Raw genomic sequence first — 20,137 nt, 5'->3', positions numbered from 1 at the left:
GTATATCTCTACGATCCTCCCCTTGGGGATCCCCCCCAGCCCAAGGGCTATGTCAAGGCTTAAGGAGCCTGTGGGGACGGTCTCCACGTTCATCCGGGAGGAGGGGTCGCCCAGCTTCATCACCGCGCCCTTGCCGAACTGCTTCTCAATCTGGCCGATGGCCGCATCCAATGCTTTTAATTTCTCTTCTCTTTCCATCTGGAATCTCCTTTTTCTACAAGAACAAATGTTCTATATCCTTAGGATAAAGCATTCGTCCGCATTTGTCAACTATATTCTACCTTATTTTAAGTACCTTAAAACTCCCTCAAAGGCATCCCACCCTCCTGTCCGGAAATTCTCTCTGAAATATATGGCGAAGCCGCCGGAATCCAAGAATGATACTGACATACGAAACATCAGAGGTATTGATTCAGACAGATATATCTTACCACAGACAGCCCCGGGTGGCAACCGGAAAATGCCCCAAATCCAAAAAAGACGGAAAAACAGAAAGAAAAAAGGAGTCAGGACTCCTTTTTTCCGAATGTCACCTTGCTGAAATATTCCAGCACACAGCTGCGGGTCAGGGTCAGCGCCGCGGACACCGCGGATTCCCTTATCTTGTCCCGGTTGCCGGAGAACTGGCATTTCTTTACGGTAATCTTTCCCTTCACGTAGCAGGCGATGTACACCAGGCCCACGGGCTTCTCCGGCGTGCCGCCATCCGGCCCCGCTATCCCAGTGACGGCTACCGCCACATCCGCCTTGCTCTCCAGGGCCGCGCCTTTTGCCATCTCCTCCGCGGTCTTCTCGCTGACCGCGCCTGCTTTCCGCAGGGTGCTCTTCTTCACCCCCAGGAAGCGTCTCTTGGCCTTGTTGGAATAGGTGACCATGCCGAATTTGTATACCCCCGAGATGCCCGGGACGTTCACCAGCCTGGCGGAGAGCAGCCCGCCCGTGCAGGACTCGGCGCAGGTGATGGTCAGGGCGTTGGCCAGCAGGAGATCCGCCACGGACTTCTCCAGGGTCACCGCCTCCTCGGTGGTGTACACATGGTTGCCGAACCTGGCCTTCAGTTCCTTCACCACGGGCTTGATCAGCTTCGCCGCGCTTTTCTTGTCCTCGCCGCTGGCGGTGACGCGGATATGCACCTCCCCGGTCTTGGCGTAGGTGGCGATGGTGGGATTGGTCTGGCCGTCGATCAGGTCCTTCACCATGGTCTCCGCCTTGCTCTCCCCCACGCCGCAGATCTTCACCGTGGTGGAGCTGAGGGCCTGGGAGTTCAGGGAGGCCAGGTAAGGGGCCGCGCTCTCCTCGAACATGGGGTACAGCTCGTTCGGCGGGCCGGGGAGCAGAATCACCCTGGCGCTCTCCGTCTCTATGATCGCGCCCGGCGCGGTGCCGTTGTGGTTCTCCATGACGATGGCCCCCTGGGGCAGCATGGCCTGCTTCCAGTTGTTCTCCGTGGGCTCCGTCCCCCTGTCCGCGAAGAACTTCTCTATGGCCTTCTTGCTGGGCTCGTGCAGGTACAGGGGCCTGCCGCAGACCTTCGCCGCCGTCTCCTTGGTCAGGTCATCCTCCGTAGGCCCCAGGCCTCCGGACAGGATGACGATGTCGGAGCGCCCTATAGCCGTCTCCAGGGCCTGGGAGAGCCTCTCCTCATTGTCCCCCACCACTGTCTGGAAATAGCAGGAAAGCCCTAAACCGGCGCATTTCTCCGCCAGATAAGCCGCATTGGTGTTCACGATGTTTCCCAGCAGAATCTCCGTCCCCACGCATATCAGTTCAACCTTCATCATAATCCTCTCCTCCGCGCCGCACTCCGGGCCGCGCTACTTCGTCTCCCGCATCACTTCCCTGTTCTTCATCAGATAATCCGCCAAAGACACCACGGTCAGTATCAGCGCCGCCCACATGACGATGTCCGTCACCAGCCGCAGCTCCTCCAGATCCGCGATCATCAGGCACACCATCACCATCTGGAAGGTGGTCTTGAACTTCCCCCAATAGCTGGCCGCTATGACTATGCCCTTGTCTGCCGCCACCAGGCGGAAGCCGCTGATGATGAACTCCCTGCTGATGATGACGATCACGATCCAGGCGGGGATACGCCCCAGCTCCACCAACGCGATCATGGCGGCGCTGACCAGCAGCTTGTCCGCCAGGGGATCCATGAACTTGCCGAAATTGGTCACCAGCCCGTACTTGCGGGCAATCTTGCCGTCGATCAAATCCGTCAGGCTGGCGATGATGAAGATTGCCAGCGCGATATAGTCCACATATTCCGGAATACCGCCGAACAGCGCCCGATACCAGCCCCAGCCGCCGCTCTCTCCCAGCAGGAGCAATACAAAGGGCAGAATCAGAAATACACGGAATATCGTCAACTTGTTCGGTAAATTCATCTTATTCATGGCTCGTCCTCCCTGTGATCCACCATCTCGCCGATCAGATCATACTCGTTGAAGTCCGTGACCCGCGCCCTGACGAAATCGCCGCTCATCAGCTCCCTGTCCGTGTGCAGGAACAGGTATCCGTCCACATCCGGCGCATCCCGGTATGTCCGCGTCACGTACACGTCCTCCTCCGTCATCCTGCCCTCTACCACTACCTCCAGCTCCTGCCCGATCATCCCTTCGGCCTTCTCGAAGGCAATGGCCTGCTGCAGCTCCATCAGCTCGTCCCGCCTGGCCTCCTTCACCTGGTCCTCTATCTGGTCCGGCATGGCCGCGGCGGCAGTCCCCTCCTCCTGGGAATAGGCGAACACACCAAGCCTGTCGAACTCCATCTCATTGACGAAGCGGTAGAGCTCCTCGAAGTCCTCCTGGCTCTCTCCGGGAAAGCCGCTGATCAGTGTGGTCCGCAGACAGATATCCGGAATCCGCTCCCGCAGCATCCCGATCTGGCGGCGCAGATGCTCCTGATCCGTCCTCCTGCCCATGCGCCGCAGGACTTCATCCGAGGCGTGCTGGATGGGAATGTCCAGATAGCGGCATATCTTCGGCTCCTCCGCGATCGTCTCTATCAGCTCCTCCGTAATCTCCTCGGGATAGCAGTACAGAATCCGGATCCAGTGGATCTCCGGGATGGCCGCAAGCCGCACAAGCAGCCCAGGCAGGCTCTTTCTTCCATATAAATCCACCCCGTAGAGGGTGGTCTCCTGGGCCACCAGTATCAGCTCCCTGACACCTCCCTCCGCCAGCCTGCGGGCCTGCTCCTCCAGCGTCTCCATGGGAATGCTGCGGTACTTCCCCCGTACCTTGGGGATGACGCAGTAGGTGCAGCGCTTGTCGCAGCCCTCCGCGATCTTCAGATAGGCGTAATGGCCCCCTGTGGTCACGATTCTGTCCACACAGACGGCGGGAGGCCCGTCAAGGGGCCGGTAATGGTCCTGCCCCCTGCCTGAGAGGGCCTCCTCCACCGCGTCCCCGATTTCCTCTATGGCCGAGGTGCCCACCAGCGCGTCCACCTCCGGAATCTCCCTGCGGATCTCTTCCCGGTAGCGCTGGGCCAGGCAGCCGGTGGCAATCAGCGCCTTAATCCTTCCTTCTTTGCGAAGCTGCGCCATCTCCAGCAGCGTTCCGATGCTCTCCTCCTTGGCGTCCCCGATGAAGCAGCAGGTATTGACTATACATATGTCCGCCTTCTCTTCATCGTCCGTGAAGCCGAAGCCTCTTTTCTGCAGGATGCCAAGCATCATCTCCGTGTCGGCCAGATTCTTGTCGCAGCCCAGCGAAACGAACAAAATATCCATGGAATGCTCCTCTCCACGGCTCAGCAGCCAGTGCGAAAATAGCTGGCAAACCACCAGCTACCCTTGTCTCATTCGCCGCCCAATATCTTTATCTTGCCCTGGTTGAGCTCCTCCACGGCCACGGACAGCGGCTTCTTGTCCTTGCTGTCCACCATGGCCTCCTCGCCGCCGATCAGCTGCCTGGCCCTCTTGGAGGTGGCCATGACGATGGAGTACCGGCTGCTCACCACAGGGGCCTCGCCCTGCTCTACCTCTTTGTTCACTACCTTCATCAAATCTGAATAGGATGGATGTAACATTATTCCTGCGCTCCTTTCGCGAAACTGTGCAGTTCTTCCCTGATTCCTTTTACAAATGCTTCCCTTCTCACCGGAGCCCTGCGGGCTGCGGCCACCAGATGGTGAATCTCCTCCGCGCTTTCCTCCAGCTTGTCGTTGACCACCAGGTAATCGTAGAGCTCCACGCCCTCCGATTCCTCCGCGGCCCTGGCCAGACGGCTGGCGATGACCTCCTGGCTCTCCGTGCCCCTGCCCTCCAGCCTGCGCTTCAGCTCCTCCGCATTGGGAGGCGTGACGAAAATCAGCAGGCTCTCCGGAAACTTCTCCTTTATCTTCAGGGCTCCCTGTATCTCTATCTCCAGTATGACATTCTTGCCCTCCGCCAGCTTCTCCTCCACATAGGCCCTGGGAGTGCCGTAGTAGTTGCCGCAGTAGGAGGCGTATTCCACCAGCCCGTCCTGCTCAATGGCCTCCTCGAAGCGCTCCCTGTCCGTGAAGAAATACTCCACCCCGTCCCGCTCCCCGGGCCTGGGCGCACGGGTGGTCATAGAGACGGACAGCACGTAGTCCTGGCCGTGCCTGCGCAGCAGCTCCCTTACCAGTGTGCCCTTCCCCGCCCCGGAAAAACCGGATATGACGATCAAAATCCCCTTTTTTTCCATATGTTCCATAAGATATTGCCACCTACTCCCTTTCATCGGTTCCCTCCACGCCGCTGTCCTCCCGCGTCTGCGCGCTGCCCTGCACACGGCCCGCGATGGTCTCCGGCAGAAGCGCCGACAGCACCACCTGGCTGTTCTCCATGACCAGAACGGATTTGGTCTTTCGCCCCTGGGTGGCGTCGATGACAGTCCCTTTTTCCCTGGCGCTCTGCACCATCCGCTTCACAGGCGCGGAGTCGGGGCTGACGATGGCGATGATCTTCGAAGAGTTCACGATATTTCCGAATCCAATGTGAATCAGCATGCCGTACCCCTACTCTATGTTCTGGATCTGCTCCCGGACCTTCTCGATCTCCGTCTTGAGCTCGATGGCGCAGTTGGAAATCTCCAGGTCGGTGGACTTGGACAGGATGGTATTGGCCTCTCTGTTCATCTCCTGGGCGATGAAGTCCAGCTTGCGGCCTATGGCACCACCCTCCAGCAGGGTCTTCTTCGTGGTCTCGATATGGCTGTAGAGCCGCACGATCTCCTCGTCCACGCAGACCTTGTCCGCGAAGATCGTCACCTCCGTCAGCAGCCTCCCCTCGTCCACGGCGGTGTCCGCCAGAAGCTCCCTGACCCGCTCCTCCAGCTTGCGGCGGTACTGCGCCACGATCTGGGGGGAGCGCTCGGAGATGAAGTCCACCCGCTGCCGCATTCCGTCCAGCTTCTCTATCAGGTCGCACTTCAGATGCTCCCCCTCCGCCACCCGGGTGTCCACGAACATGCGGGCGGCTCCGGTGAGGGCGCCCAGTAGCTCCTTCCACAGCTCTTCCTGATCCACCCCGGCCTCTTCCATGGTGAAGATCTCCGGGAACCTGGACAGCGTGGACACGCGGACATCGTTCTCCAGCCCGAATTCCTCCCCCATCCGGCGCAGATACCGCAGGTATTCCTCCGCCAGCTCCCTGTGGTAGCACACCACCGATGTCTTCTCCGAGAAGTCCTCATAGGAGACATAGACGTCCACCTTGCCGCGGGAGATATAGCTCTTCAGTTCGCTGCGTATGGATGATTCAAAGAAATTGAGCGCTTTCGGCAGCTTGATACTGACATCCAGATAGCGGTGGTTCACCGATTTTATCTCCACCGTGAATTTCCTGTCGTTCTCGGCCATCTCACATCTGCCGAAACCGGTCATGCTTTTTATCATATGACGCTCCTGTCCGGGAAAGAATCCCTCTTGCTGCATACTTCCATTTATTATAGAATAAGATTGGGAAAGCGTCAAGCTTTTTCCGGCATCTGTCTTGCAAACCGCAGGGGATCGTGCCATAATGAAATCATCTCATTCCTGAAGCGAAAGAGCCTCAGGACCCAGATTTAAGGACGGAGGATACAAAGATGGCCTTTGACGGCGTGACCATAGCAAATGTGGTATCGGAACTGAAAAGAGAGCTCACCGGCGGGCGGCTCTATAAAATCGCCCAGCCCGAGGCGGACGAGCTGCTGCTCACCATCAAGCAGCCGGACGGCACGAAGAAGCTGCTGATTTCCGCCCAGGCTTCCCTGCCCCTGCTCTATCTCACCGGCGAATCCAAGCCCAGCCCCATGACGGCCCCGGGCTTCTGCATGCTCCTGCGCAAGCATCTCCAGAACGGGCGCATCACGGGCATCTCCCAGCCGGGGCTGGAGCGCATCGTCCACATCGACGTGGAGCACCTGGACGAGATGGGCGACCTGCGCAGGAAGACTTTGGTGGTGGAGATCATGGGGAAGCACAGCAACATCATCTTCTGTGATTCGGAGGGGACTATCATCGACAGCATCAAGCACGTCTCCGCCGCCGTCAGCTCCCTGCGGGAGGTGCTGCCGGGCAAAGCCTACTTCATAGCCGCCACCCAGGACAAGCTGGACGCCCTGTCCACCGACGGGGAGGCTTTCCGGAACGCCCTTTCCGCCAGGCCCCAGCCTGTCTTTAAGGCGCTCTACGGCAGCTTTACGGGCATCTCCCCTGTCCTGGCCCAGGAGCTGTGCTATGAGGCCGGGATCGACGCAGACCTGCCCACCGCGGCTCTGGGCGATTCGGACTATGAAGGGCTGTACGGGGCATTTTCCCGGATGGCGGAGGCCATACGGCAGGAACGCTTCTCCCCCAACATCGCCTACACGGACGGCAGTCCCGTGGAATTCTGCGCCCTGCCCCTGACCATGTACGGCTACGGCAGACAGGACGCTCCATCGACCGATTCGGTCAATCCGGGTGAAAAGCCTGCCGGGGACTATACCGTCCCCTACGGCTCCATGTCCGCCCTGCTGGAGCATTACTACGCGGAGAAGAATGTCCTCACCCACATCCGCCAGAAATCCGCCGACCTGCGCCGGATCGTGCAGACCGCCCTGGAGCGGAACGTGAAGAAGTACGACCTGCAGCTCCGCCAGATGAAGGATACGGAAAAGCGCGACACCTACCGGGTCTACGGAGAGCTGCTGAACACCTACGGCTACAGCGCAGAGCCCGGGGCCAAGTCCCTCCAGGCCCTGAACTACTATACCGACGAGACGGTGACCATCCCCCTGGATCCCACGCTCTCCGCCAAGGAGAACGCCCAGAAATATTTCGACAGATACGGCAAGATGAAGCGCACCTACGAGGCCCTGTCCCAGTTGACCGTGGAGGTCAGGGCGGAGATCCAGCATCTGGAATCCGTCTCCACCGCGCTGGACATCGCCCTGTATGAGGAGGACCTGGCCCAGATCAAGGAGGAGCTCACCGAAAGCGGCTACATCCGCCGCAAGGCCGGGAACCGCGGGAAGAAGCAGAAGATCACCAGCAGGCCCTTCCACTATCTGAGCAGCGACGGCTTCCATATGTATGTGGGGAAGAATAATTTCCAGAATGACGAGCTGACCTTCAAGCTCGCCACGGGAAACGACTGGTGGTTCCACGCCAAGCAGATCCCCGGCTCCCATGTGGTGGTGAAGACGGGCAACGCGCAGGAGCTGCCCGACCGCACCTTTGAGGAGGCCGCGCGCCTGGCGGCCTACTATTCCAAGGGAAGAGGACAGGAAAAGGTGGAGATCGACTACGTCCAGAAAAAGCATGTGAAGAAGCCGAACGGCGCGAAGCCCGGCTTCGTAGTCTATTATACCAACTACTCCATGGCCATAGACAGCGACATCTCCGGCATACAGCCGGTAAACGAATAGGGGCCTATCTCATCAGCCCGCACTTCTTCGCCAGCTTCACCAGGAGATACCCCTTCGGGAATCCCCGCAGCTCCTCCTCCGACAGCCCCCTGAACAGGAGCAGCATGACGAAGTACACGCAGGCCGCGATGCAGATCGCGATCACCACGGAAATCCTGGGGGAGGCGGTCAGCATCAGCAGGCCCTCGTAGACCGCCCAGGCTATCCCGCCCATGCAGACCGAGGCGAGCCCGGGAATCAGGAATGTCTTTACGATCTCCTGCCTGTACCCCACGGCCCTGTGCACCGCGATCTGGTTCAGCACACAGAGGCAGACCGCGTACAGGGTATTCGCGATCACGATGGCATACAGATCCAGATCCGTGTAGAGCAGCAGCAGGATGGCGGACACTGTCTGCACCGCCAGGGCCACGCCCGCGTTGACGATTGGTATGCTCACCCTGCCCAGCCCCTGCAGGATCTGTCCCGTCAGGGTGGACAGGGCATAGAACACGATGGACAGGGACAATGCCATCAGCAGCCCCGTGGCCAGGTTCTCTTCCTCTATGCTATTGCGGAAGAGCAGCCCCGTCACAGGCCGGGCCAGCACGCACAGGCCTACGGCGCAGGGGATGGAGATGACCATGGTGCTCTTGATGGACAGGCCTATCTTCTCCCTGGCCCCCTCATGGTCCGCGGAGGCGATCAGCTGCGCCACCACGGGGATCATGGCCGCGGCCATGGCCATAGCAAAGGCGGTGGGGATATTGGATATGGTGATGGGCTGCGTCTGGAACACGCCCCAGCGGGCGCTGAGGGCCAGTTCATCCACTTCCTTCCAGGCGGGCAGGAGCTTTAGGTAGATGCTGTTGTTCACGGCGCTGCCCATATTGTACACCGCGCTGCTGAGGATAAAGGGGGTCACCACCATGGTGATCCGTTTGAAGACAGCGCCGTAGGATTCCACATTGTCATGCCTGTCGTTCTCTATCCGCCGTCTGATGATGCTCCGGTTCAGCCCGTAGACGCCTGCCATGAACAGCAGCGCCACCAGCACGCCGGCCCCGGTTCCCGTGGCGCTGCCGATGGCCCCGTACACCGCCCGCCTCACCTGCCCCTCCTGGTCCGCCGGCATCTCCAGGCTGCCCATCTGAGTCTTTATCAGCAGATAGGCCACGCCGATGGTCACCGCGGCATTGGAGATCTGCTCCAGAATCTGGGACACGGAGGTCTGCACCATGCTCTCATGGGCCTGGAAATAGCCCCGCAGCACCCCCAGGATTCCGTAGATGAACACTGTGGGGGCAAACGTCCGCAGCACCGGGACCGCGTTCTCCGACACGAAAAGCCCGGCGCCGAAGTACAGCGCCAGGCTGGCCACGCCTCCCACCGCCAGCACATAGCCGATAGCCCCCAGGAAGATCCTGTGGGCATTGCGGTACTCCTTTACGGCCAGCTTCTGTGCGATGACCTTGGACATGGCGGAGGGGATGCTGTAGGAGGATACCATCAGAATGATGGTATAATAATTGTATGCCGAGTTATAGTAGCCCATCCCCAGCGCCCCCACGATATTGTACAAAGGGCTCCTGTAAAGGAGCCCGATGATTCTGCTGACGATCCCGGCCACAGCCAGGATTCCTGCCTGCACGATGAAATCGTTGGATCTTTCTTTCTTACCCGCCATACCTTTAACCTATCAGCCAGTCGTACATTTCCTGATATTTCCTGGCGGATACATGCCAGGAGAAGTCCGCCGCCATGGCTCTGTCAACCAGCTTGTTCCATTCACGCTTCTTATCATAATAGATACGCTCGGCATACCGTATCGTATTCAGCATTTCCTGGGCATTGTAATTGGTAAAGCTAAAGCCCGTGCCGGAGCTCTCGAATTCATTATAAGGCTGCACCGTGTCCTTCAGGCCCCCCGTCTCCCGGACGATGGGGATGGTGCCGTACCGCAGGGACATGAGCTGGCTCAGGCCGCAGGGCTCGAACAGGGACGGCATCAGGAACGCGTCGCAGGATGCGTAGATTTTGTGGGACAGGGGGTCGGAGTAGTAGATATTGGCCGACACCTTGTCGCCGTACTTCCAGTCGAAATGACGGAACATGTTCTCATAGCGAGCCTCGCCGGTTCCCAGCACCACCAGCTGCACATCGTCCCGGCACAGCTCATCCATGATGTACGCGATCAGGTCGAAGCCCTTCTGATCCGTGAGCCTGGACACCACGCCGATCATCATCTTCTTGTCATTCTGGGCCAGCCCCAGCTCCTGCTGCAGGGCCCGTTTGTTCTTCACCTTCTCCTTGCGGAAATTCACCGCATTGTAAGGATTCACGATATGCTTATCCGTCTCCGGGTTGAAGTCCGTATAGTCGATGCCGTTGACGATGCCCCTAAGGTCGCCGCTCCTGGCCCGCAGCAGGCCGTCCAGGCCCTCTCCGTAGAAAGGAGTCTTGATCTCCTCCGCGTAGGTGTCGCTGACCGTGGTCACCGCGTCCGCATAGACGATGCCGCCCTTTAAGAGGTTCGCGTCCTTATAGGCCTCCAGCTTGTCCGCGGCGAAGAAATAGTCCGACAGGCCGGTGATGTTGCGCACGGTCTTGATGTCCCACTTGCCCTGGAACTTCAGGTTGTGGATCGTGATGACGGACTTCATGCTGCTGAAGAACTCCCCGCCCCGGAACCGCTCCTTCATATATACAGGGATCAGGCCGGTCTGCCAGTCATGGCAGTGCACCACATCCGGCCTGAAGTCCACCACGGGCAGCGCGGAGAGCACCGCCTTGGAAAAGTATGCGTAGCGCTCGATCTCCCACCTGGGGTCGTCCGTGTAGACCTTATCTCCGCTGAAGTAGTATTCATTGTCGATGAAGTAGTAGTGCACGCCCTCTTCCTCTGCCTCGAAGATCCCCACGTACATGCTCTTCCAGTTGAAATCCATGTAGAAATGGGTCACGTATCTCATCTTATCCTTCATCTGCTGCTTCATGCAGGCGTACTTCGGAATCATGACCCTTACATCAAAATACTGCTTGTCGATACATTTCGGCAGGGATCCCACCACATCTGCCAGACCGCCGGTCTTGATGAAAGGGACTCCCTCTGATGCCGCAAAAAGAATTTTTTTCATCGGAAACCTCCACTGATTATGATTGCATTATTAACCCCGCTTTCATTATACAACAATATCCGTCCAGTGGAAAGCTTTTTCCATAAACATTCCCAAAAATCCCAAAAATATCCTATTTCGTCCGGTAGGAGAGCCTTATCCTGTCCGCTATCAGGGCGATGAACTCGGAATTGGTGGGCTTGCCCTTCCCCGTATCGATGGTGTAGCCGAAGAGCGCGTCCAGCGTCTCCATCTTCCCTCTGCTCCAGGCCACCTCTATGGCATGGCGGATGGCGCGCTCCACACGGCTGGGCGTGGTCTGGAACCGCTTCGCTATGGTGGGATAGAGGATCTTGGTGATGGAGCTGATCATGGCCGGGTCGTCCACGGACATCATGATGGCCTCCCTCAGGTACTGGTATCCTTTGATATGGGCAGGGACTCCTATCTCATGTATCATGTCGGTCACATCCTGTTCCAGGTTCCGCAGCACCTCCGGGGCCTTCGGCGGCTCCTGCGGCGCGTTCCTGTGCGCGGCGCCTTTTCCGGACGGCACCGTGATCATAATCTGGAACTCTTTGTCCCCATTCATCAAATCGCCCAGAATCCTGTAGATCTTCTCGTTATCCTTTGTAGCTGTGATGTTCAGCTGTTCCATTTCTTACCTCCTCGCGAAAATTCGTGGACTTTTTTTGCTCTCGCGTTACAAATTGTCTAAATTCGTCCTTTCCCATTATAAAAGAGAACCCTTTGTTACAGCAACCTGTATTCATCGCACAATTCATTAAAATGTGCAAAATAGATACAGAATAAAAAGGATATCAACGGCGTTTTGCAAAAAGAAGTATAAAATTCCATAATATTTATAATTTCTTGAACAGTTTTAAGATTTTGATAAAAAACGACTTTTTAATTTCCGCTTGACAGCACGGCCCGTCAAAGGGCACAATAAAAGGGTGGAAAGAAGCCCGGAAAGAGGTTCCTATATGAGACAGCTCAACGAAGACATCAGACAGCAGAATTTCAGGCAGGTCTATCTCCTGTACGGACAAGAGCGGTATCTGCGCAGGCAGTACCGGGACAAGCTTAAGAATGCCCTCTGCCAGGAGGGGGACACCATGAACACCCATTTCTTCGAGGGGAAGGACGTGGCGGTGGGGGAGATCGTAGACCTGGCGGAGACCCTGCCTTTTTTTGCCGACAGGCGTGTCATATTCATCACGGACAGCGGCCTGTTCAAGTCCGGCGGGGAAAAAATGGCGGAATATCTGTCGAATCCAAGCGAGTCCGCCTACTTCGTCTTCACGGAGAGCGAGGTCGACAAGCGCAGCAAGCTGTACAAGGCCGTCCAGGCGAAGGGCTATGCGGCGGAATTCGGCGAGCAGGACGAGAACACCTTAAAGCGCTGGGCCGCGGGAATCCTGGCCAGGGAGAACATGAAGATCACGGAGAGCACGGTGCAGCTCTTCCTGGGAAAGACCGGCACGGACATGGAGAACATCCAGATGGAGCTGGAGAAGCTGATCTGCTACTGCATGGGCCGGGAGGTGGTCACGGCGGAGGACGTGGAGGCGGTGTGCACCGTGCGCATCTCGAACCATATCTTCGACATGATCAATGCCATCGCCGCCGGACAGCAGCGCCGGGCCCTGGAGCTGTACTACGACCTGCTGGCCCTGAAGGAGCCGCCCATGCGCATCCTGTTCCTCATAGCCAGGCAGTGCAATATGCTGCTCCAGGTGAAGGAGCTCGGCGCAAGGGGGTTCGACAGCCGGGCGATCGCCCCCAAGATCGGCGTACCGCCCTTCGTGGCCGGGAAATACCTGGGACAGGCGGCGAAATTCAAGTCCGCCGCCCTGCGCGGCGCCGTGGAGAAGTGCGTGGAGGCCGAGGAGGCCGTGAAGACCGGGCGCATGAACGACAAGATGAGCGTGGAGATATTGATACTGTCCGTGCTGTGAACCGGCGCGGTCTTGGGCCTGTTCCCCGGCTGCCCCCGCACGGTTTTTGGCCTGCCCTCCGGCGGCCCCCCGCGCGGTCTTGGGCCTGTTTCCCGGCTGCCCTGGCGCGGTCTTGGGCCTGTTCCCCGGCTGCCCTCCGCATGGTCTTTGGCCTGCCCTCCGGCGGCCCTGACATGGTCTTTGGCTGCCCCCGGCGGTCTTGGGGCTGCCCCCGGCGGTTTTGGGGCTGCCCTCCCGGCGCGGTCCTTGGCCTGTGCCGGCAGAAAGAGAAAGGAGCCGCCACATCTACGTGGCAGCTCCTTTTCCGTGCATTCCAGGTATCTATGTAGGCCCCGGCTCAGTCCTTCAGCATCAGGTTCCGGAAGTATTGAATGGTAAAGTCGATTCCCTTCTCGCCCAGCTCTCCCCTCCAGTTGGCGGAGTGGGGCTCGATGCTCAGGCACTTGTCGTAGCCCTTGGCGTAGAGGATGGCCAGGAACGCGCCCCAGTTGGTCTGGTCCAGGCCCGCAGGGGGATCGTCGTAGCGCTCTCCCCCTACGATCAGGGAGCCCTTCAGGTGGACATGGAGGAAGCGGTCGCCCCAGTCCCTGGTCTCCTGCAGGTAGTCCCCGCCCGCGTAGATGCAGTGGGAGGGATCGTATTTGATATAGAGGTCCTTCAGATATCCCATGATGACAGTGTACGCCATGGGGTCGCAGACGAAATTGTTCCAGCGGCAGTTGTACACCGCTATCTTCACGCCCTTCTCGGCCCCATGGGCGATCAGCTTCTCAAAATAGGAGATGGCCAGCCCGCAGTTCTCATAGTAGGACAGCTCCTCCACCTTGTTGCAGCCGGTGATGTACACGCCGCACCCCAACTGCGCCGCGGCGTCGATCAGCCTGTATTCCAGCTCCAGCTCCTCCTGGCAGATGCCCTCCTTGCAGATGCGGTCGCTCCCCCATCTGCCCACGGCCCCCACGGGCACCTGGTACTTCGCGCTCCTCTCACGGATGGCTTCCACATTGTCCAGAAATTCCTGCGCCCTGTCGTTCACGTCCAGCTCGATGAAGGCCATGCCGCGCTCCCTGGCGCTCTGGAAGTCCTTCTCCTCGAACCATGCGATTCTTCCTAGCTTCATATCGTTTTCCATGCCTTTCCGCAATCCGCCGGTTCCCGGCATCCCAAGGCGGACGCCGGGGAAACCGCGGTGCATTATTCCATATCAGTGCCCTGACGCCCGGCTGCCCGGACAATGCCCCGGTCTGCCGGGATGCGCTGTCCGTCAGCCGCGGCTGCAAAGCTCAGGCTGAACTCAGTCAAAGAACACGGGCTTCCCTGTGTTGCCGGACTCATAGATGGCCTCCAGAATCTGGGTCACTACCATGGCCTGCCTGGGTTCCACGGTCAGCGGCTCACCGTTCACGATGGCATTGTAGAATACCCTCTGCTCCACATCCTCGGGCGCTTCCGAAATCCCGTCATAGAACGCCGCGCCGCCGGCTGCCAGGGCGGGCTTCTCCACGCACTGTTTGCCGTAGTTGACGCGGTTGATGCGGAGGCCGTCCAGCATGTCCGCCCCTGCCTTGGTGCCGCACAGGGACGTCTTGGCCTCGTTGGTGTCCAGGCTGTTCAGCGCCCAGGAGGACTCCAGCACGATGGTGGCGCCGTTCTTCATCTTGATGAAGCCGAAGGCGGAATCCTCTACGGTGTAGACCTCCGGATCCCAGTCGCCCCAAGCGTTGCCGGTGTCCCCCTTCTGGTCGGCAAGCTTGCGGTACACGGAGCCCACCACCATCTCAGGCTCGTAATTGTCCATCATCCACAGGGTCAGGTCCAGCGCATGGGTCCCGATGTCGATCAGCGGCCCGCCGCCCTGCTTCTCCGCATCCAGGAACACGCCCCAGGTGGGAACGGCCCTCCTGCGGATGGCATGGGCCTTGGCATAGTAGATCTCACCCAAATCCCCGTTCACGCAGGCCTTCTTCAGATAGGCGGAATCCCCGCGGTAGCGGCTCTGATAGCCGATGGTGAGGACTTTGCCTGTGCGCTCCGCGGTCTCCACCATCTTCTTGGCCTCGTCATAGGTCTTCGCCATGGGCTTCTCGCACATGACGTTCTTCCCCGCCTCCATGGCGGCGATACTCACAGGGGCGTGGACGCTGTTGGGGGTCAGCACATATACGGCCTCGATGTCCTCCTTCAACAGGTCATTGTAATCAGTATACACCTTGGAGTCCTCTGTGCCGTACTCCTCCTTGGCCTTTTGGGCCCTCTCCTCAATCAGGTCGCAGAACGCCACGAACTCGAAGTTCCCGTTCCTCTTCATTGCGGGGAGATGCTTTCCGTTGGCGATTCCCCCGCAGCCTACGATTCCTACTCTCAATTTCCTCATTGTAAGGTCCTCCTTGTTTTATGCTCCACACCCGCCCGCGCCGCGCTGCAGCCCCACGGGCAGGCGCTGGTTCTTGCTGTCTGCCATGTCTCTCCCGGCCTTCCGGGATGCCGGGCCTCTGCCTGAAGCGGCAAGCCTGCCTCTCCCGGCAGGAATATGCGGTCCCGGTTCCTATGAATCCTGAAGCCCCCTCAGATATTTGGCGCTCTTTGCCATATTTTCCATGGGCTCCCCGTAAGGGTGGTCGTCCTGCTCCACCACCAGCCACTTCGTGCCGCATTCCGCCGCTTTCTTCACGATGGCGGCATTGTCCTGCTCCCCCTCTCCCAGGGGGTACTGCTCCACTTCCCCGCCATTCCTGCGAAAGTCCTTCATATGTACCACGGGACAGCGCCCTGCGTACTTCTCCAGATAGGCCACCGGGTCTACCCCGCCTACCTTCACCCAGCAGGTATCCTGCTCCGTCTGCAGGTGCTTCGCGTCCACTGCTCCGAACAGCTCGTCCAGGAAATACGTTCCCCTGTCCGTCTTCCCGAATTCGAAGTCGTGGTTGTGGTACATCAATATGATTCCATGCGCCTGGCAGCAGTCCGCCAGCTTCTCGATGAACCGGCAGGTCTCCTGGAATTTCTCCCCGCCATAGTGGCAGTCCATGGACATTCCGGGGATTCCGATGTACTTGCAGCCTATAGTCTCATAGGCCTTCACCGTTCCCTCCATGTCCTCCTGGAAGGGCTCCAGCCCCACATGGGCGCTGATGCCCACAAGCCCCGCTTCCTTCAGGCAGTCCCTCACTGCCTCGGGGCTCTGGCCGTACAGCCCTGCCAGCTCCACGCCCTCATAGCCGTATTCCTTCAGGGCCCTCATGGTTCCCGGGAAGTCCTTCTGCGCCTCGTCCCGCACGGAATACACCTGTGCGGCAATTCCCATCTTACCCATACGAATCCGTCCCCATGCCTTTCCCGCTGTCGCGTATCTTTTATATGGCCTCTTTTACCACTTCTCCCGTCTCGGCGGATCTGTGGATCGCCTCCATGAGCTTCATGACCCTCATCACCTCCGGCAGACGGATCAGGCTCTCCTCCCTGCCCTCCAGCACGGCCATCACATTGTAATAGAAGTCCCGCACGTCGCTCTCCACCTTGGGCAGCTCCTCGGTGAAGATGCTGTCGTCCCTCCTGGGGGCCATGGTCTTGGTCAGGCCCGCGGCGGTGATCACAGGGGCCACGTCCTTCTCGTCCACGCCGGAGGCCCGCACGATCTTCCCGTTCAGGGCCCAGTCCTCGATGACAGCCGTGCCGTCCGCCCCCATCACGTACCACCTGGGAAGGGAGACGAAATTGCTGGTGCCCACCTCCACCAGAGCGGTGACACCGTTCTCAAAGGCGATCTCCGTGTAGAAGCCATCGTCCACAAGCTGGTTGGTCACATGGGTCTCCACCCCGTATACGCTCTTTATAGGTACATGGGCGAACATCTGCAGCAGCTGGTCCAAGAGGTGCACGCCCCAGTCCAGGATCATGCCGCCGCCATGCTCCTTCTCCTGCCGCCAGTCCCCGGGGATGCCCCTGGAACCATGGACTCTGGATTCGATGCGGAACAGCTCTCCCAGCTTTCCCTCTTCCAATATCTTCTTCACCGTCAGATAATCTTCGTCCCAGCGTCTGTTCTGATGGACGGTGAGGAAACGCCCTGTCCGCTCCGACGCGTCTATCATCTCCTGGAGATCCGCGGAGCTTAAGGTGATGGGCTTCTCGCTGATTACGTTCTTCCCGGCCTCCATGGCGGCAACCGCCACGGGCTTATGTACGTCGTTGGGCGTGGCGATCAGCACCAGATCCGTCTCCGGATCCGCCAGAAGATCCTCCAGGCTGCCGTATACATGGAGCCCCTTCTCCCGGGCGGCATAATCCCGCCTCTCCTCCCTGATGTCCCAGATGCCGGCAATCTCCAGGCCCTCGATGGTCTGGATTTCATCATAATGCCAGCCCGCCATTCCGCCGAAGCCAACAATGGCCATCTTATGGTTCATATCGCTACCTCCTATTTTAAGTCGCTGCGCGACGGCTCTAAAGGCTAAAGTCTCTTTGGCGCAGCTTTCCCCGCTTTACTGTTTTAGGCCCAATACATAGCGCCCCGATCCTCGTATATCAATACATTCTTCAGGAAGCTGATGGCCTTCTCCAGGCCCTCCCTGCCGGACATGAGGCCGTCCTCGTGTTCGATGCTGACGGCGTAGTCATAGCCTGCCATGCGCAGCTCGGAGATGATGTTCCTCCAGTACTCCTCGCCGTTGCCATAGCCCACGGTGCGGAAGATCCAGGATCTCTCCAGCTCCTCCCCGTAATGGGTGGTATCCAGCACGCCGTTGACGGCAGTGTTCCTGGGGTCCACCTTGGTATCCTTGGCGTGGAAATGGAAGATGGCGCCCTCCTTTCCAAGCTCCCGGATGGCAGTGCAGGGATCCATGCCCTGCCAGATCAGATGGCTGGGATCGAAGTTCGCGCCGATTTCGGGCCCCACCTCCCTGCGGATCCGCAGCATGGTCCTGGTATTGTAGACGCAGAAGCCGGGATGCAGCTCAAAGGCAATCTTCGACACCCCATGGGCCTTGGCGAACTCCACCTTCTTCTTCCAGTAGGGAATCAGCACCTCGTTCCACTGGTACTCCAGAATCTGGCTGAAGTCATCCGGCCAGGGGCAGGTGACCCAGTTGGGCGTCCTGTCCTCTTTGCTTCCGCCAGGGCATCCCGAGAAGGTGTTCACCACGGGCACATGCAGCTTCTCCGCCAGCAGTATGGCATTGTCGAAATCCTTCTCGAAGCTCTCCGCGACGGCGGGGTCGGGATGTACCATGTTGCCGTGGCTGCTCAGGGCGCTGATCTCCAGATGGTACTTATCCAGCGTCTCCATGAACTTCTCCCGCTTCCCCTCGTCGGCCAGAAGCTCCGCCGCGTCGCAGTGGGCCTTGCCGGGGAAGCCGCCGCAGCCGATCTCTACCATCTGCACGCCCCTCTCCGCCAGGAACTCGCATGCCTGGTCAAAGGGCAGGTCTCCCAGCGCTACCGTCAATGTTCCTAATTTCATGATATCTCCTCCGTTTCTTTTATGCATTCTACCGGGGAATGCGATTTCTCATTTTAAACTGATTATAAAAAAAGACAGCAGAAGAAGAAAGATTCTTTCTGCTGTTTATACATACGATTCTGCTGTTTATTTTTTCAGGATCTCCGAGGGCGCACAGCCGTAATACCGTCTGAACTGCCGCCCGAAATGATTGTAGTCCGTGAACCCCACGCTGTCCGCAATCTCCACCACCGTGCCCTCCTTCCTCTTGAGCAGGTTCATGGCCTTCTTCATGCGGACCTCGTTCATATATTGGAGCGGCGGCATTCCCATGCTCTCCTTGAACAGATGGTTGAACCTGTCCTCGCTTAAGTGGATGATGTCTGCCAGCTCCCTGTTGCTGATCTGCTTGGTGTAGTTGGACTGGATGTAGTCCAGCACGGTGTTGAGCCTCTCCAAGCGCCTCTTTCTGCTATCGCTCTCCCGCTCCGTGAGCACCTCCGCGGCGTACTCCCGGGCCAGGTGGACGATTAGGTGGAGCAGCTCCCCCTTGCAGATCAGGCGGTAGCCGATCCTCTGCTCGCTGTATTCCTTCTGGATGGCGGACATGATGGCGTCTATGGTCTCGTCCCGCTCCACCAGGGACTGGAAGATTACATTCTTGTCTGCAAGCTCCTTGTAGAAATCCCCCATGTCGAATATGATGACCAATACCCGCATATGGGTTCCGTCACAGTAGCCCGCGTGGAGCTCGTTGCTGTTGACCACCACCAGGTTCCCCTCCCTAGCCGGAATCTCCCGCTGCCCCAGCCGCAGGGTGGTCCTGCCCTCCAGCACGTAGTGGAGCTCGATATGCTCGTGCCAGTGCTGGTTGAAGTACCAGACCTTCTTGCCCACATCGTTGACGAACATCTGCACCGGAAACTCCGAATCGCTGATGATCTTCTGTTCATAATATTCCAAAGACTGCATGGCTTTCCCCTTCTGAAACCCGCTCCTGTACCGCCCAGGCAGCGCCTTTCCCTCCTGGAGAATTTATACTAACGATTCCAAAAACCTACCAGATTGTCCGACTCACGAGCGAAACGTTCCAGAAACATTGCGGCAGATTTCATCGCTCGCGAGTATAGTTATACTGCATAACGCCAGAATTTACCGTACTACACTGGTTAAACGCATATGGCTGGCGTTATGCAGTCGGGTTGCTCGGAAATTATAACCGTTAAGCAGTATACATTATATTACAAATGGGCGCTTTTTGCAAACCTTTCCGGCCAGGCGAAGAGTCAGTCACGGAAAAACAAAAAAGAGGCACATCAGCCGTCCTCCTGTTGGCTGACCGTGTCCAGGGCCCCCTCCACCAGCTTGATCATCTCCCAGATGGAGCGGAAGTAGACCGTCTTGTTCTTGTCCATCCAGGTAATCCGCCCCTGCCAGCTGCTGTTCTGGCGGTGCTGGACACGGATGATGAAGGTCCCCAGGTCTCCATGTCTGCTCAGCAATTCCTCGTCTCTCATGATTCTCGTCCTTTCCTGTCTGATATTTGCCTGCCTCTCCCCTTTGCCGAAGGTGCGGCCGTCCATGGTAGGGTGGGGGAAATTCAGGGAATCATAGAATCCCTCCAGCCCGAATATCGCTTCCTCTATCGAGGAGAAGACCACGGCCTCCCTCTCGTAAGCATGATAGAACCTGCCCTTCAGCTGTCCGTCGGCCGCCTGGTCGATGCACAGAATCACGCCGTTCGGCGTCCCCAGATACCACTGAGATCTCTCCATC

Annotated in this window: 18 protein-coding genes and 2 pseudogenes (1 of these 20 cut by a window edge); 2 read left to right on the top strand and 18 right to left on the bottom strand. The window is 58.5% G+C overall.

All coding sequences use genetic code 11. The annotated features are described in order from the left end of the window. From recA to Q2B33_RS04615, 8 genes and pseudogenes are all read right to left on the bottom strand, one after another. Positions 1-198 (bottom strand): annotated as a pseudogene (gene recA, locus Q2B33_RS04650) (recombinase RecA) (its annotated part extends 860 nt beyond the left edge of the window); the annotation flags it as partial. A 308-nt stretch (positions 199-506) separates the two neighbouring features. After that, complete coding sequence (locus tag Q2B33_RS04645; protein ID WP_300564810.1) at positions 507-1,778, bottom strand: competence/damage-inducible protein A; 1,272 nt, start codon at positions 1,776-1,778, stop codon at positions 507-509. Between the two features lie 36 nt (positions 1,779-1,814). Next, on the bottom strand, positions 1,815-2,387 hold the full coding sequence (pgsA, locus tag Q2B33_RS04640; RefSeq protein WP_300564808.1) for a CDP-diacylglycerol--glycerol-3-phosphate 3-phosphatidyltransferase: 573 nt from the start codon (positions 2,385-2,387) through the stop codon (positions 1,815-1,817). Positions 2,388-2,392: 5 nt separating this feature from the next. After that, a complete protein-coding gene (gene rimO / locus Q2B33_RS04635; protein ID WP_300564666.1) occupies positions 2,393-3,736 on the bottom strand; it encodes a 30S ribosomal protein S12 methylthiotransferase RimO in 1,344 nt (447 codons plus the stop codon). A 68-nt stretch (positions 3,737-3,804) separates the two neighbouring features. After that, positions 3,805-4,035, bottom strand: coding sequence for a DNA-directed RNA polymerase subunit omega (gene rpoZ / locus Q2B33_RS04630; protein ID WP_296473971.1), 231 nt, complete (start codon positions 4,033-4,035; stop codon positions 3,805-3,807). Beyond that, positions 4,035-4,676, bottom strand: coding sequence for a guanylate kinase (gmk, locus tag Q2B33_RS04625; RefSeq protein ID WP_300564806.1), 642 nt, complete (start codon positions 4,674-4,676; stop codon positions 4,035-4,037). The genes rpoZ and gmk overlap by 1 nt, the downstream gene beginning before the upstream one ends. 22 nt (positions 4,677-4,698) lie before the next feature. After that, entirely contained in the window at positions 4,699-4,980 is a 282-nt protein-coding gene (locus tag Q2B33_RS04620; RefSeq protein ID WP_296459056.1) for a DUF370 domain-containing protein, read from the bottom strand. Positions 4,981-4,989: 9 nt separating this feature from the next. Beyond that, a complete protein-coding gene (locus Q2B33_RS04615; protein ID WP_300564662.1) occupies positions 4,990-5,868 on the bottom strand; it encodes a YicC/YloC family endoribonuclease in 879 nt (292 codons plus the stop codon). Between the two features lie 191 nt (positions 5,869-6,059). On the opposite strand from Q2B33_RS04615, the gene Q2B33_RS04610 reads away from it, so the two are divergent. Further along, positions 6,060-7,865 carry an NFACT family protein gene (locus Q2B33_RS04610; protein WP_300564660.1) on the top strand — a complete coding sequence of 602 codons (1,806 nt, stop codon included), beginning with the start codon at positions 6,060-6,062 and terminating at the stop codon, positions 7,863-7,865. Positions 7,866-7,869: 4 nt separating this feature from the next. Here Q2B33_RS04610 and Q2B33_RS04605 read toward each other — a convergent pair whose 3' ends face one another. The 3 genes and pseudogenes from Q2B33_RS04605 to Q2B33_RS04595 form a co-directional block, all read right to left on the bottom strand. Further along, positions 7,870-9,531: a polysaccharide biosynthesis protein gene (locus Q2B33_RS04605; RefSeq protein ID WP_300564658.1), complete on the bottom strand. Its 1,662-nt coding sequence runs from the start codon at positions 9,529-9,531 to the stop codon at positions 7,870-7,872. Positions 9,532-9,535: 4 nt separating this feature from the next. Beyond that, the gene (gene glgA / locus Q2B33_RS04600; protein WP_296459041.1) at positions 9,536-10,981 is read right to left on the bottom strand and encodes a glycogen synthase GlgA; all 1,446 of its coding nucleotides are present in this window, start codon (positions 10,979-10,981) and stop codon (positions 9,536-9,538) included. A gap of 112 nt (positions 10,982-11,093) precedes the next feature. Further along, positions 11,094-11,447: pseudogene (locus Q2B33_RS04595) on the bottom strand (sporulation initiation factor Spo0A C-terminal domain-containing protein); the annotation flags it as partial. A 499-nt stretch (positions 11,448-11,946) separates the two neighbouring features. Between Q2B33_RS04595 and holA the strand changes: the two are divergent. Beyond that, positions 11,947-12,921, top strand: a complete 975-nt coding sequence (gene holA, locus Q2B33_RS04590) for a DNA polymerase III subunit delta (RefSeq protein ID WP_300564655.1) — start codon at positions 11,947-11,949, stop codon at positions 12,919-12,921. Positions 12,922-13,258: 337 nt separating this feature from the next. Here the strand turns inward: holA and Q2B33_RS04585 are convergent, their stop codons facing one another. From Q2B33_RS04585 to Q2B33_RS04555, 7 genes are all read right to left on the bottom strand, one after another. After that, positions 13,259-14,041, bottom strand: a complete 783-nt coding sequence (locus Q2B33_RS04585) for a sugar phosphate isomerase/epimerase (protein ID WP_296459033.1) — start codon at positions 14,039-14,041, stop codon at positions 13,259-13,261. A 174-nt stretch (positions 14,042-14,215) separates the two neighbouring features. Beyond that, entirely contained in the window at positions 14,216-15,295 is a 1,080-nt protein-coding gene (locus Q2B33_RS04580) for a Gfo/Idh/MocA family protein (RefSeq protein WP_296459029.1), read from the bottom strand. Positions 15,296-15,466: 171 nt separating this feature from the next. After that, positions 15,467-16,234: a sugar phosphate isomerase/epimerase gene (locus Q2B33_RS04575; protein ID WP_300564173.1), complete on the bottom strand. Its 768-nt coding sequence runs from the start codon at positions 16,232-16,234 to the stop codon at positions 15,467-15,469. Positions 16,235-16,274: 40 nt separating this feature from the next. Further along, on the bottom strand, positions 16,275-17,327 hold the full coding sequence (locus Q2B33_RS04570) for a Gfo/Idh/MocA family protein (protein ID WP_300564171.1): 1,053 nt from the start codon (positions 17,325-17,327) through the stop codon (positions 16,275-16,277). An 83-nt stretch (positions 17,328-17,410) separates the two neighbouring features. Then, positions 17,411-18,382: a sugar phosphate isomerase/epimerase gene (locus Q2B33_RS04565; protein WP_300564169.1), complete on the bottom strand. Its 972-nt coding sequence runs from the start codon at positions 18,380-18,382 to the stop codon at positions 17,411-17,413. 126 nt (positions 18,383-18,508) lie between these two features. Next, positions 18,509-19,333 carry an AraC family transcriptional regulator gene (locus Q2B33_RS04560; protein ID WP_300564167.1) on the bottom strand — a complete coding sequence of 275 codons (825 nt, stop codon included), beginning with the start codon at positions 19,331-19,333 and terminating at the stop codon, positions 18,509-18,511. Between the two features lie 344 nt (positions 19,334-19,677). Then, the gene (locus Q2B33_RS04555; RefSeq protein ID WP_300564165.1) at positions 19,678-20,136 is read right to left on the bottom strand and encodes a hypothetical protein; all 459 of its coding nucleotides are present in this window, start codon (positions 20,134-20,136) and stop codon (positions 19,678-19,680) included. Position 20,137 lies beyond the last annotated feature (1 nt).

Source organism: uncultured Acetatifactor sp. (assembly GCF_948601915.1).
Classification (GTDB): Bacteria; Bacillota; Clostridia; order Lachnospirales; family Lachnospiraceae; genus Acetatifactor.
The sequence above is the reverse complement of the archived record's forward strand: the minus strand, read 5'-3'. Positions and strand labels throughout refer to the sequence as shown.